This window comes from Nocardioides luti (assembly GCF_014212315.1).
Lineage (GTDB): Bacteria > Actinomycetota > Actinomycetes > Propionibacteriales > Nocardioidaceae > Nocardioides > Nocardioides luti.
In genome coordinates this window covers 879,122-892,634 of record NZ_JACKXE010000001.1, presented here as the reverse complement: position 1 = coordinate 892,634, position 13,513 = coordinate 879,122, and the positions used below count along the sequence as shown (strand labels likewise).

Below are 13,513 nucleotides of genomic sequence, written 5' to 3'. Positions count from 1 at the left end.
GGGGTTGCTCGGGACGCATGACGTCCCGCGGCAACCGGGGGAGCGGCCTCAGAGGAGCGTGGCGGCCTTGTCGAGGACGGTGCGCAGGATGTGCTCCATCTCGTCGAAGTGCTCCTGGTCGCAGATCAGCGGCGGCGAGAGCTGGATGACCGGGTCGCCGCGGTCGTCCGCCCGGCAGTAGAGGCCCTCGTCGTACAACGCCTTGGAGAGGAAGCCGCGCAGCAGCTTCTCGGCCTCCTCGTCGTTGAAGGTCTCCTTGGTGTCCTTGTCCTTGACCAGCTCGATGCCGTAGAAGTACCCGTCGCCGCGGACGTCGCCGACGATCGGGAGGTCCTTGAGGCGCTCGAGCGTGGAGCGGAAGGCGCCCTCGTGGTCGCGGACGTGCTCGAGGATGTTCTCGTTCTCGAAGATGTCGAGGTTCGCCATGGCGACCGCGGTCGAGACCGGGTGGCCGCCGAAGGTGTAGCCGTGGGCGAAGGACTCGTGGCCCTTGAGGAACGGCTCCATCAGGCGGTCCGAGGCGATCATCGCGCCGAGCGGGGCGTAGCCGGACGTGATGCCCTTGGCGCAGGTGATGATGTCGGGCTGGTAGCCGTACCGCTCCGCGCCGAACATGTGGCCGAGCCGGCCGAACGCGCAGATGACCTCGTCGGAGACCAGCAGCACGTCGTACTCGTCGCAGATCTCGCGCACCCGCTGGAAGTAGCCGGGCGGGGGCGGGAAGCAGCCGCCGGCGTTCTGCACGGGCTCGAGGAACACGGCCGCGACGGACTCGGGACCCTCGTTCTCGATCGCGACGGCGATCTGGTCGGCGGCCCAGCGGCCGAAGGCCTCCGGGTCGCTGCCGTCGAGGTAGCCCTGGGTGATCTCCGAGGCACGGTAGGAGTTCGTGTTCGGCACCCGGAACGTCGAGGGCACGAGCGGCTCGAACTGCTGCTTGAGGCCCGGCAGCCCGGTGATCGACAGCGCGCCCTGGGTGGTGCCGTGGTAGGCGATCGCGCGGCTGATCACCTTGTGCTTCATCGGCTTGCCGGTGAGCTTGAAGTAGTTCTTCGCGAGCTTCCACGCGGACTCGACGGCCTCGCCGCCGCCGCTGGTGAAGAAGACGCGGTTGAGGTCGCCGGGGGCGTAGTTGGCGACCCGCTCGGCCAGCATGATGGCGTTCGGGTGGGCGTAGGACCACAGCGGCATGAACGCCAGCTCGCGCGCCTGGGCGGCGGCGGCGTCGGCGAGCTCGGTGCGCCCGTGGCCCAGCTGCGAGACGAAGAGCCCGGCGAGCGCGTCGAGGTAGCGCTTGCCCTGGGCGTCGTAGATGTAGGCGCCCTCACCGCGGACGATGATCGGCACGTCCGCGCTGTCGTACGTCGAGTGGCGCGTGAAGTGCATCCACAGGTGGTCCTTGGCGGCCTTCTGCAGGTGGTCGTAGTCCGGTTGCATGGCACCATCCTGAGTGCTGGAGGACGTCTGGGCAAGTGAATCCGTGGCGGGAATGGGTGAATTTCGCGGATTCCGTCGTTCGGAGGCGGATTTGTGCGTGACCTCACGCCCCCGCGCTGCTTGACTGGCGCGCATGAGCACGGTGGTCCTCCGCAACGGCACCCTCTTCGACGGGCGGCGCCACCTCGGTCCCGGGGCCGTCGTCGTCCGGGACGGGCGGATCGTGGAGGTCGTGCGGGGTGGTTTCGAGACGGTTGCCAGGGCAACCTCCCCGGACGGCGACGTCGAGGTGGTCGACCTCGCCGGCGGGCTGCTGGCGCCGGGCTTCGTGGACGCGCACGTCCACGCCGTCCAGGGCGGGCTCGAGCGGATCCGGTGCGACCTGTCCGGGGGCGAGACCCGTGAGGAGTACCTCGCCACGATCGCGGCGTACGCCGCCGCCCACCCGCACCTGCCGTGGATCCTCGGCGGGGGATGGGCGATGTCGGCCTTCCCGGGCGGTGCGCCCACGGCGGCCGACCTCGACACGGTCGTGCGCGACCGCCCGGTCTTCCTGCCCAACCGCGACCACCACGGCGCCTGGGTCAACTCGCGTGCCCTCGAGCTCGCCGGCGTCGGCGCCGACACCCCGGACCCGCCGCACGGTCGCTTCGAGCGCGGTCCCGACGGCGTCCCGACCGGGACGCTGCACGAGGGCGCGATGGCGGTCGTGGCGCGGCACGTCCCGCCGACCAGCGACGGGGAGTACGACGCGGCCCTCCTCGCCGGGCAGTCCTACCTGCACTCCCTCGGGGTGACGGGCTGGCAGGACGCGATCGTCGGGGCGTACGCCGGCATGGACGACCCCGGCCCGGTCTACCGCCGGGCGGACGACCGCGGCGACCTCACGGCGTACGTCGTCGGCGCGCTGTGGTGGGACCGCGACCGCGGCCTCGAGCAGGTGCCCGACCTGGTGGCGCGTCGCGCTGCCTACTCGCGCGGCCGCTTCCACGCGACCAGCGTCAAGGTGATGCAGGACGGCGTCGCGGAGAACGGCACCGCGGCCCTGACCGCGCCCTACCTCGACCGCTGCGGCCACGCGACCACGAACACCGGGCACTCGTTCGTCGACCCGCTCGCGCTGCGGGAGTACGCCGCCGCGCTGGTCGACGCCGGCTTCCAGATCCACGTGCACGCCATCGGGGACCGCGGCGCGCGGGAGGCGCTCGACGCGCTGGCGGCCGCCGGCGCGGGAGCCCGCCCCGGCGGCGACCTGCGCCACCACGTGGCCCACCTGCAGCTGGTCCACCCCGACGACGTCGCACGCTTCGCGGAGCTCGGCGTCGCCGCGAACGCCCAGGCGCTGTGGGCCTGCCTCGACGAGCAGATGACCGAGCTGACGCTGCCGTTCCTGGGGCCGGAGCGGAGCGCCTGGCAGTACCCCTTCGGCGCGCTGCACCGAGCCGGCGCGCGGCTGGTCATGGGCTCGGACTGGCCGGTCAGCACCCCCGACCCGCTGGCCGCGATCCACACCGCGGTCACCCGCACCACCCACGGCGACCCCGGCCGGGCCGGCACCGAGGCCTTCCTCCCCGAGCAGGCCGTCGACCTGACCACCGCGTTCGCGGCGTACACCTCCGGCTCGGCGTGGATCAACCACCGCGACGACGCCGGCGTCCTCGCGCCGGGGGCCGTCGCGGACCTCGTCGTGCTCGACCGCGACCCCTTCGCCGGCCCGCCCGAGGAGATCGGGGCGACGCGGGTGGTGTCCACCTGGGTCGAGGGAGTCCGCGTCTTCCCGGGGCCGGGTCCGGACTAGCCGTCCCGATCCGTTGCGCCTCTCACGGGTCCACCTGGATGCCTCGCGACGCAGTGATCGGGTTGCCGGCACGGTCGCGGACCGGGTGCCGGCCCTTCGAGTCCGTCACCAGGTAGTAGTACCCGGGTCGGAGACGGTCGCTGGGGTCGAAGACCGCGCGCAGCACCCTGCCGGTGACGCACCCGACGCGCCGGTGCCCGTTGAAGCAGCGCCAGGCCCCGTCCACGCGCTGGGCCCGGCTCGTCGCCCGGATGAGCGCGACATCCGGGCCGGCGACGTTCATGACGGGCTCGGTGAACGTGACCACGATGTCCTGGCGGGGGGTCCGGGGGCGGGTGACGGACCGGAACTCGGGTGCCAGGCGGTCGTGGGCGAGCACCCGGAACGGCACGTCGGCCACGCGTCGGTTGTAGAGGCCGTCCTCGGCCGTCACCAGCACGCGGAGGGTGTCGGTCCCGCCCACGCAGGTGGTGATGGCGACCCGCGCCCTCCAGACGCCGTCGTGCAGGGTTCCCGAGACCAGCTCCAGGGGCGCGTAGCGCGGGCTCCCCGTCCCGCCGACGCTCGCCGAGACCTGGCGCACGCCGGAGTCAGCGTCGGTGACGTGCGCGCGGATGACGAGCTCGCCGTCCTTCTCGCGGACGTCGAGCGGTCGCGGGGACGTGCTCAGCCCGCTGAGTCGCGGCGCCGTCCGGTCCCGTGGCCCGCTGGAGATCGACACCGTCCGGTGCTGGAGGTCGTCCGAGGCAGGCGTCCCGCCGAGGTTCTTCGCTCTGTCCGTCGCCACCAGCCCCCAGCGCCAGGTCTGACGGCCCAGGAACCGCGGGATCGTCGTGGTGCCGGCCCAGACCGCCGGGTCGTCGGTGGGCGCGAGGCTGACGGGCTCGCGACCGAGGGCCTCGGTGGTGACCTCGGCGACGCCCGACCCCTCGTCGTGCACGTGGGCGGTGAAGGTCACCACCTGGCTGTGCCGCGTGGTGTCGACCGAGGCCGGCGAGACGGTGAACGAGTCGATCACGGGCTTCGCGGTGTCCGGCGGGGACGTCACCGTCACGAGTGCGGCCGGGTCGTCGTCCGTGAACGTCATCTCCTGACCGGGGCGCCCCTGGTCGTCGACGGCGGAGACAACGTCCAGGTGGTAGTCGCTCGCCCCCTGCGGCACCGTGAGGGTGCCGGTCAGCCGGTGGCTGTCCGCAGGATCGGGCGAGAGAGAGGCGAACCCGAAGCCGGGCTTGGTGCGACCGCGGGACGTCACCTCGGTCGTGAACGAGGCGGACGCGCTGACCACCTTCGCCTCGGGAGGCCCCACCTCGACGACGACCTCCACGGTTGCCGGGCCGGCGGACACGTCGACGGTCCGGGGCGAGAAGGACACGCTCGTGACGTCGGGTCGTGGCTCCGCAGCACGTGCGTAGTACGTCGCCCAGCAGTCGTTGAGGGGCGGCTCGATGTCCGCCCGGGCGTGGGCCGGGGCCGGAGGGGCGGCGAACGTCGCGAGGGTGGTCGCGAGGGCCGCGACGGTGAGGGCGAGGGGGCGGAGCAGCATGGGGGGCACTTCCGGTCCGAGGAGTCGGTCACCGTGTCAGATGACCGGACCGACGGAGAAGTTCGCCCCGATTTCGGCGGTGCCGGGCAGGCCACACCACGGAATTCGCGAATTCACCGCCCGCGGGCCTACAGATTCCGTTGCGCGGTGGTTAGGCTCGGCGCACCGCAGACGACACCCGGAGGTCCGGACCCATGGCAGACACGACGTTCCAGAACGTCATCAACGGCGAGCTCGTCCCGGCGGCATCGGGGGAGACGTACGACGTCATCGACCCGACCACGGGCGAGGTCTACGCGCAGGCACCGAAGTCCGGCGACGAGGACGTCGACCGGGCGTACGCCGCGGCCGACGCGGCGTTCGAGGGCTGGGGCTACGCCACGCCGCAGGACCGGTCCAACGCCCTGCTGAACATCGCCCGCGCCATCGAGGACCGCGTCGACGAGATCAACGCGGTCGAGTGCCGCGACACCGGCAAGCCGATCGGGCTGACCATGTCCGAGGAGATGCCGTACGCCTCGGACCACTTCAAGTTCTTCGCCGGCGCCGCCCGCCTGCTCGAGGGCAAGGCGGCGGGCGAGTACATGGCCGACCACACCTCCTTCGTCCGCCGCGAGCCGATCGGCGTCGTCGGGCAGGTGACGCCGTGGAACTACCCGCTGCTGATGATGATCTGGAAGATCGCGCCCGCGCTCGCGGCCGGCAACACCGTCGTCCTCAAGCCCAGCGACACCACGCCGGCGAGCTCGACGCTGCTCGCCGAGCTGGCCCAGGAGTTCCTGCCGCCGGGCGTGCTCAACGTCGTCTGCGGCGACCGCGACACCGGCCGGGCGCTGGTGTCGCACAAGACCCCGCAGATGGTCGCCATCACCGGCTCGGTGCGCGCCGGCATGCAGGTCGCCGAGGCCGCCTCGCACGACCTCAAGCGCGTGCACCTCGAGCTGGGCGGCAAGGCCCCGTGCGTGGTCTTCGACGACGCCGACATCGCGGCCGCGGCCGAGGGCATCGCCGGCGCCGGGTTGTTCAACGCCGGCCAGGACTGCACCGCCGCCACCCGGGTCCTCGTGCAGGCCGGCGTCCACGACGAGTTCGTCGCCGCCCTCGCGGAGGCCGCGAAGGGCATGCCGACCGGGATGCCGGACGACGAGGCGACGTACTACGGCCCGCTGAACAACGCCAACCAGCTCGCTCACGTCAGCGGCCTGGTCGACCGGCTGCCCGACCACGCCAGCATCCAGACCGGCGGCGCCCGCAAGGGGGAGAAGGGCTACTTCTACGAGCCCACCGTGCTCTCCGGGCTGCGGCAGGCCGACGAGCAGATCCAGACCGAGATCTTCGGCCCGGTGATGACCGTCCAGAAGTTCAGCGACGAGGCCGAGGCGCTCACCTGGGCCAACGACGTGCCGTTCGGCCTGTCCTCCAGCGTCTGGACCAAGGACCACGCCCGCGCCATGCGGATGTCGCGCAAGCTCGACTTCGGCGCCGTCTGGATCAACACCCACATCCCGTTCGTCTCCGAGATGCCCCACGGCGGCTTCAAGCACTCCGGCTACGGCAAGGACCTCTCCATGTACGGCTTCGAGGACTACACCCGGATCAAGCACGTCATGAGCTACACGGGTGAGTGAAGCGATGAGGATCCTTCTGGTCGGTGCCGGCGGCGTCGGCGGCGCGTTCGCCGCCATCGCCGCCCGCCGCGACTTCTTCGAGCAGGTCGTGGTCGCCGACTACGACGAGGCCAAGGCGCAGGCGGCCGCCGCCGTCGACGAGCGGTACGTCGGGGTGCGCATCGACGCCTCCGACGCGGCCGCCGTCGAGGCGGTCTGCCGCGAGCACCGGATCAGCCACGTGATGAACGCCGTCGATCCGGTCTTCAACATGGCGCTCTTCGACGGCGCGTACGCCGCGGGCGCCGACTACGTGGACATGGCGATGTCGCTGTCGCGCCCGCACCCGGAGTCGCCGTACGAGAAGGTCGGCGTGAAGCTCGGCGACGAGCAGTTCGCCAAGGCCGCGGACTGGGAGGCGAGCGGTCGGCTCGCGCTGGTCGGCATCGGTGTGGAGCCCGGGCTGTCCGACGTCTTCGCGCGGTACGCCGCCGACCACCTCTTCAGCGAGATCGAGGAGCTCGGCACCCGCGACGGGGCCAACCTCGTGGTCACCGATGACGACGGCAACGAGATGTTCGCGCCGTCGTTCTCGATGTGGACCACGATCGAGGAGTGCCTCAACCCGCCGGTGGTCTACGAGAAGGCGCGCGAGGACGTCGACGGCGGCTGGTTCACCACCGCGCCGTTCTCCGAGCCCGAGGTCTTCGACTTCCCCGAGGGGATCGGGCCGGTCGAGTGCGTGAACGTCGAGCACGAGGAGGTGCTCCTGATGCCGCGCTGGGTCGACTGCAAGCGCGCGACGTTCAAGTACGGCCTCGGCGACGAGTTCATCACCATCCTCAAGGTGCTGCACACCCTCGGGCTCGACAGCACCGAGAAGGTCCGGGTCAAGGGCGTCGAGGTGTCGCCGCGCGACGTGGTTGCCGCCTGCCTGCCCGACCCCGCCACCATCGGCCCGAAGATGACCGGCAAGACCTGCGCCGGCCTCTGGGTCACCGGCACCGGCAAGGACGGGCAGCCGCGCTCGACGTACCTCCACCACGTCGTCGACAACGAGTGGTCGATGCGCGAGTACGGCCACCAGTGCGTCGTCTGGCAGACCGCGGTCAACCCGGTCGTCGCGCTGGAGCTGATCGCGAACGGCACCTGGTCGGGCGCCGGCGTGCTCGGCCCGGAGGCGTTCGACGCCGTGCCGTTCCTCGACCTGCTGACGGAGTACGGCAGCCCGTGGGGGATCCAGGAGCTCGAGGCCTGAGCGCAGCATCGGCGCCTCGGGACGCCATACGGTCGGTGGAGGGGCTTGCTCCGTCCGTATGACGTCCTGCGGGCCGGCCCGCGGCGCCGTCAGTGCCGGGTCTCGATGCTCCTCAGCACGTCCTGGGCGTCGGCGTACGCCTCGTCGTCACCGGCACCACCCCGCACCCGGTCCCGCAGTCCGTTCCGGACGCTGAACAGGTCGTCGCCCGCGCCGCCGACGACCGTGAGCCGGTCGTGGTCGGTCGTCGGGTAGCCGAAGTAGTCGTCGCCGGCACCACCGAAGGCGACGTCGAGGTCGCCGCGCGTGCTGCCGGGCGGGTTGTACGACGTGGAGTCGCCGAGCTGGTCGTCGCCGTCACCACCGTGGAGGACGTCGTCGCCGCGACCGCCGGTGAGGCTGTCGTCGCCGCCGTGGCCCTGGACGAGATCGTCTCCGGGCCCGCCGTCGACGGACTCGGCAGCGGCGCTGCCGACCACCACGTCGGCGCCGGCGTCGGCGTAGACCGTGTCCGCGCCGTCCAACGACGTCTGGGCGGCCGTTCCGACCACGGTGACGTGGTCGTCGCCGGCTCCGGCTTGCACGGCGTCCAGCCACGGGCTGGTCGTGATGTCGTCCGCCCCTCCGTTGCCGAAGATCGAGTGGTAGCTCTGCGGTCCGGCGGCCGTCGACCGGCGCGTGTCGATCGTGTCGTCCGCATGCCCTCCCGAGACCGAGATCGTGCGGGTCGGGACGTCGTCACCCTCGCCGGGTGCCCCGTCGTCGGCCACGCCGTCCGTCGTGACCGACACCGGCGTCGTGCGGCGGCGATAGCTCCACGAGACCTGCACCGGGTCCGTGGTCGTGGTCGGGTCGTAGCCGTCCGGCAGCGGCGGCAGGGTGAGCGTGTCGCGTCCGTCGGAGGTCCGCTCGGCGTCGATCCCGACACGGGCGGGGGACGTCACGGTGACGGCGTCGTCGCCGTAGCCGGGGCGGACGAAGGCGTCGCCCGCTCCCTTGCCGTCGCGCTCGGTGATCTCCACGACGTCCGGTCCGGCGCCGAGGTCCGCACGGTGGAGCTCGACGCTGGCCGTGTGCACGACGTCGGCGCCGCGACCCGTGCTGACCTCGGCCGGCTGGTTGTCGGTGGGGTAGCCGCCGTCGCCGGCGTCCAGGTCGACGGTGTCGTCCCCGTCGCCGGTGGCCAGGCGCAGGATCGCCCCGCCGACCGCGACCTCGCGGTCGGCGCTCTCGTCGAAGGACACCGACGAGCCCCGGTCGTCCTGCACGACGTGCCAGGCGTCGGCACGCGGCGTACCGCCGACGACGACGCGGTCGAACTTGTGCGTGGTCCTGTCGTCGTGGCGGTAGTCGGTGCGGCCGAGGTCGACCCGGACCCGCACCCGGCCCGACGTGGCCGCCGCCTGGTCGCTCCGCCACGCGACCACGTCGGGGAGCCGCACCGTCTCCCCGGTGACCTCCGGAGACCGGACGACGCGTACGGCGAGCGCGGCGAGGTCGGCGACACGCACCGGGTGCCCGTCCGCGCTGCAGGTGTGGTCGGAGACCCGCACACGTCCGTGGTCCCGGTCGATCGTGACGTCGACGCGGCGGGGGAGCGTGACCTGCAGGTGGTGCGGGGCGGTCAGCGCGCACACGTTGTCGCCGACGGCCGCCGCGGGTGAGGACAGCCCGACCGCCACGGGGGTGCCGAGGACGGCCGTGGCGAGGGCGGTGGTGAGCGAGGTGGCGAGGCGCATGGAGTCTCTCCCGAGTCGTGGTGACGTCGGATCCGATGCTCGCGAGGCCCCCGTGGTTCGCCCACGGTAGGTCACCTCGGGACGTCCTGCGATGTGGTTGCCCTGACAACCGGATCGCATGACGTCCCGGGTCGCGCCGACGACAGCGCGTGCCCGGTGGCTCAGCTGGTCGAGGCGAACGCCTCCGCGACGACGTCGAACGCCTCGTGCAGCAGCGCGTCGGAGATCGACAGCGGCGGCAGGAAGCGGAAGACGTTGCCCCAGGTGCCGCAGGTGAGGACGACGACGCCCTGGCTGTGGCAGTACGCCGCCACGGCGGCCGCCCGCGCGGCGTCCGGCGTCGTGGTGCCCGGCTCGCACAGCTCGATCGCCATCATGGCGCCGCGTCCGCGGAGGTCGCCGATCACGGCGTACTCCTCCTGCAGGGCGGTCAGCCGCGAGTGCATCACCGCGCCGATCTCGCGGGCCCGGGCCGGCAGGTCGTGGCCGCGCATCTCCTCGATCGCACCGAGCGCGGCGGCGCAGGCGATCGGGTTGCCGCCGTACGTCCCGCCGAGGCCGCCCACGTGCACGGCGTCCATGAGGTCGGCGCGGCCGGTGACGCCGGCGAGGGGGAGGCCGCCGGCGATGCCCTTGGCGGTCGTGACCAGGTCGGGCACGACGCCCTCGTCGTCGGAGGCGAACCAGTCGCCGGTGCGGCAGAAACCGGACTGGATCTCGTCGGCGATGAAGATCACGCCGTTCGCGGTGCACCAGGCGGCGAGCGCCGGCAGGAAGCCGGGCGCGGGGACCACGAAGCCGCCCTCGCCCTGGATCGGCTCGATCACCACGCAGGCGAGGTTGTCGGACCCGACCTGCTTCTCGAGCACGTCGATCGCGCGGGCCGCGGCGTCGGCGCCCGACAGCCCGTCGCGGAAGGGGTAGGACATCGGGGCGCGGTAGACCTCGCCGGCGAACGGCCCGAAGCCGTTCTTGTACGGCATGTTCTTGGCCGTCATCGCCATCGTGAGGTTGGTGCGGCCGTGGTAGGCGTGGTCGAAGACCGCCACTGCGTCCCGGCCGGTCGCCACGCGGGCGATCTTGACGGCGTTCTCGACCGCCTCGGCACCCGAGTTGAAGAGCGCGGTCTTCTTGGCGTGCTCGCCCGGCGTCAGCTCGGCGAGCTGCTCGCACACGTCGACGTAGCCGTCGTACGGCGTGACCATGAAGCAGGTGTGCGTGAACGCGGCGACCTGCTCCTGCACCCGGCGTACGACGCTGTCCGCGGCGTTGCCGACCGAGACCACGGCGATGCCGGACCCCAGGTCGATGAGCGAATTGCCGTCGACGTCGACGATCACGCCGCCGCCGGCCGCGACGACGAAGACCGGCAGCGTCGTGCCGACCCCGTCGGCGACGAAGGCCTTCTTGCGGTCGAGCCGCTCGAGCGAGCCGGGCCCGGGGATCGCGGTGACGAGGCGACGCTCCTGGGGGAGGGACGGGCCGCCGGTGTGCTCGAGGGAGGTCATGGCGCCAGAATAGGCCACGAGGGCCCACCTGTCGCGACGGAATCCATCGTCGAGGACGCCTGTGACGACGGATCGCGTGGGTTCCCGTCCGTGGATTCCGGATCGTCCGCACGGGAGGCGGACGCGCCCCGGTGGCGGGCTGCGGGAGGATGGCTCCGTGACTCCCCGTGACCTCGTCGTCCTCGGCTCGACCGGCTCCATCGGCACCCAGGCGCTGGACCTCGTCCGCGCCAACCCCGACCGGTTCCGCGTCGTCGGCCTCACGGCCGGCGGGTCCAACCCGGAGCTCTTCGAGCGCCAGGTGGAGGAGTTCGCCCCGGCGTACTCCGGCCTCGGCGAGGACGCCTCGGTCGAGGCCGCGGGCCGCCCCGCCGACGTCGTCCTCAACGGCATCACCGGCGCGGTGGGCCTGCGGCCGACCCTGGCCGCGCTCGACGCCGGCACCACGCTCGCGCTCGCCAACAAGGAGTCGCTGATCATGGGCGGTCCGCTGGTGCTGGAGCGGGCGAAGCCCGGCCAGATCGTCCCGGTCGACTCCGAGCACTCGGCGATCGCACAGTGCCTGCGCGGCGGCACGCCGCAGGAGGTACGACGCCTCGTGCTCACCGCGAGTGGCGGACCGTTCCGCGGCCGCACGCGCGACGAGCTGACGCAGGTCACGCCCGAGCAGGCGCTGAACCACCCGACGTGGGACATGGGCCCGGTCATCACGATCAACTCGGCGACGCTGGTCAACAAGGGCCTCGAGGTGATCGAGGCGCACCTGCTCTTCGGGATCCCCTTCGACCGGATCGAGGTCGTCGTGCACCCGACGAGCGTCGTGCACTCGATGGTGGAGTTCGTCGACGGCTCGACGCTCGTCCAGGCGAGCCCGCCCACGATGATGATCCCGATCGCGCTCGGCCTCGCGTGGCCCGACCGGGTGCCCGACGCGGCACCCCCGGTCGACTGGACCCGAGCAGAGACGTGGGAGTTCTTCCCGCTCGACGGCGAGGCCTTCCCGGCGGTCGCGCTGGCCCGCCGGGCGGGCGAGGCCGGTGGGACCGCCCCGGCCGTCTACAACGCGGCGAACGAGGTCTGCGTGGAGGCGTTCCGCACCGGCCGGCTCCCGTTCACCGGCATCGTCGACACGGTGGCCGCGGTCCTCGGGGCCCACGACGTACCCTCGACGGAGCACCTGCGTGTCGACGACGTCCTCGCCGCCGACGCCTGGGCGCGTGATGCTGCCAGGGCCCTGATCGCGGGCCCGACCGGAGAGGACGCTCGATGACCGCCGTCTACTACGCCCTGGGCGTCGTCCTCTTCTTCGGCTCCATCCTGGTGTCGATCGGCCTGCACGAGCTCGGCCACATGATCCCGGCGAAGAAGTTCGGCGGGAAGGTCACGCAGTACTTCATCGGCTTCGGCCCCACCGTGTGGAGCAAGCAGGTCGGCGAGACGGAGTACGGCGTCAAGGCGATCCCGCTCGGCGGCTACGTCAAGATCGTCGGCATGCTGCCGCCCGGCGCGGAGGACCTCGCCGAGGAGGTCACCGTCGACGCGAACGGCGAGCGGGTCGTCAAGGTCCGCAAGTCCAACACCGGCATGTTCACCCAGCTCATCTCGGACGCCCGCGCGGCCGAGTGGGAGACGATCACGCCCGCCGACTCCGACCGGCTCTTCTACAAGATGCCGTGGTGGAAGAAGGTGATCGTGATGGCGGGCGGGCCGACGGTCAACATCCTGATCGCGTTCGTCCTCTTCCTCATCGTGTTCAGCACCTACGGCAACCCCAGCGACGTGCGGATCTCCCCGGTCGTCGACAGCGTCGAGGCCTGCGTCGTCCCGGCCAGCGAGGACGGTCGGGTGTGCACCAAGGACGACCCGGTCACCCCGGCCAAGCAGGCGGGCCTGCGGGCCGGCGACGAGATCGTGGCCTTCAACGGCACCCGGATCGAGGACTGGACCCAGCTGCAGAAGCTGATCCGCGGCAACGACGACGGCCGCGCGGTCCTCACCATCCTGCGCGATGGCCAGGAGACGACCCTCACCACGAACACCACCGTCTCGCTCCGCCCGACCTCGGCCACCGACGACACCCTCGTCCAGGTCGGCTTCCTGGGCATGACGCCGACGGCCGAGATCGCGCACGGCGGACCGATCTACACGCTCGACCAGATGGGCGTGATGACCAAGGACACCGTCGTCGCGCTCGGCTCGCTGCCCGTGAAGGTCTGGGGCGTCGCCGAGGCGATCGTCGGGGTCAAGGAGCGGGCCAAGGACAGTCCCGTCAGCATCGTCGGCGGCGGTCGCCTGGCCGGCGAGACCGTGTCGGAGAAGGCCTTCCCGCTCGCCGACAAGGCCGTCTTCCTGCTGATGCTCATCGGCGGCTTCAACTTCTTCATCGGGATGTTCAACTTCATCCCGCTGCTGCCGCTCGACGGCGGCCACATCGCCGGGGCGCTCTGGGAGGCGATCCGCCGCGGCTTCGCCCGCCTCCGAGGCCGCCCCGACCCCGGGTACGTCGACGTGGCCCGGCTGCTCCCCATCGCGTACGGCGTCGCGTCCCTGCTGCTGGTGATGGGGCTCGTGCTGATCGTCGGGGACCTGGTCGTCCCTCTCCACATCGACTCGTGACCGG

9 protein-coding genes are annotated in these 13,513 nt (G+C 72.0%); 5 read left to right on the top strand and 4 right to left on the bottom strand.

The features are described 5' to 3' along the window. Positions 1–48: 48 nt before the first annotated feature. Entirely contained in the window at positions 49–1,437 is a 1,389-nt protein-coding gene (locus tag H5V45_RS04200) for an aspartate aminotransferase family protein (protein WP_185251787.1), read from the bottom strand. Between the two features lie 133 nt (positions 1,438–1,570). On the opposite strand from H5V45_RS04200, the gene H5V45_RS04195 reads away from it, so the two are divergent. Next, positions 1,571–3,235, top strand: coding sequence for an amidohydrolase (locus H5V45_RS04195; RefSeq protein WP_185251786.1), 1,665 nt, complete (start codon positions 1,571–1,573; stop codon positions 3,233–3,235). Between the two features lie 22 nt (positions 3,236–3,257). Here the strand turns inward: H5V45_RS04195 and H5V45_RS04190 are convergent, their stop codons facing one another. After that, positions 3,258–4,781: a hypothetical protein gene (locus tag H5V45_RS04190; protein WP_185251785.1), complete on the bottom strand. Its 1,524-nt coding sequence runs from the start codon at positions 4,779–4,781 to the stop codon at positions 3,258–3,260. A 194-nt stretch (positions 4,782–4,975) separates the two neighbouring features. Here H5V45_RS04190 and H5V45_RS04185 point away from each other — a divergent pair, with 194 nt between their 5' ends. Both H5V45_RS04185 and H5V45_RS04180 read left to right on the top strand, forming a co-directional pair. Next, positions 4,976–6,409 (top strand): aminobutyraldehyde dehydrogenase, encoded by a 1,434-nt coding sequence (locus H5V45_RS04185; protein WP_185251784.1) that lies wholly within the window; start codon positions 4,976–4,978, stop codon positions 6,407–6,409. Positions 6,410–6,413: 4 nt separating this feature from the next. Next, positions 6,414–7,646, top strand: coding sequence for a saccharopine dehydrogenase family protein (locus tag H5V45_RS04180; protein ID WP_185251783.1), 1,233 nt, complete (start codon positions 6,414–6,416; stop codon positions 7,644–7,646). 89 nt (positions 7,647–7,735) lie between these two features. Here the strand turns inward: H5V45_RS04180 and H5V45_RS04175 are convergent, their stop codons facing one another. Next, complete coding sequence (locus tag H5V45_RS04175) at positions 7,736–9,385, bottom strand: calcium-binding protein (protein WP_185251782.1); 1,650 nt, start codon at positions 9,383–9,385, stop codon at positions 7,736–7,738. A gap of 161 nt (positions 9,386–9,546) precedes the next feature. Then, complete coding sequence (gene gabT / locus H5V45_RS04170; protein WP_185251781.1) at positions 9,547–10,893, bottom strand: 4-aminobutyrate--2-oxoglutarate transaminase; 1,347 nt, start codon at positions 10,891–10,893, stop codon at positions 9,547–9,549. Between the two features lie 157 nt (positions 10,894–11,050). Between gabT and dxr the strand changes: the two genes are divergently transcribed. Both dxr and H5V45_RS04160 read left to right on the top strand, forming a co-directional pair. Continuing rightward, positions 11,051–12,163, top strand: a complete 1,113-nt coding sequence (dxr, locus tag H5V45_RS04165; protein ID WP_185251780.1) for a 1-deoxy-D-xylulose-5-phosphate reductoisomerase — start codon at positions 11,051–11,053, stop codon at positions 12,161–12,163. After that, positions 12,160–13,509: a M50 family metallopeptidase gene (locus H5V45_RS04160; protein WP_185251779.1), complete on the top strand. Its 1,350-nt coding sequence runs from the start codon at positions 12,160–12,162 to the stop codon at positions 13,507–13,509. Before dxr ends, H5V45_RS04160 begins: the two co-directional genes overlap by 4 nt. Positions 13,510–13,513 lie beyond the last annotated feature (4 nt).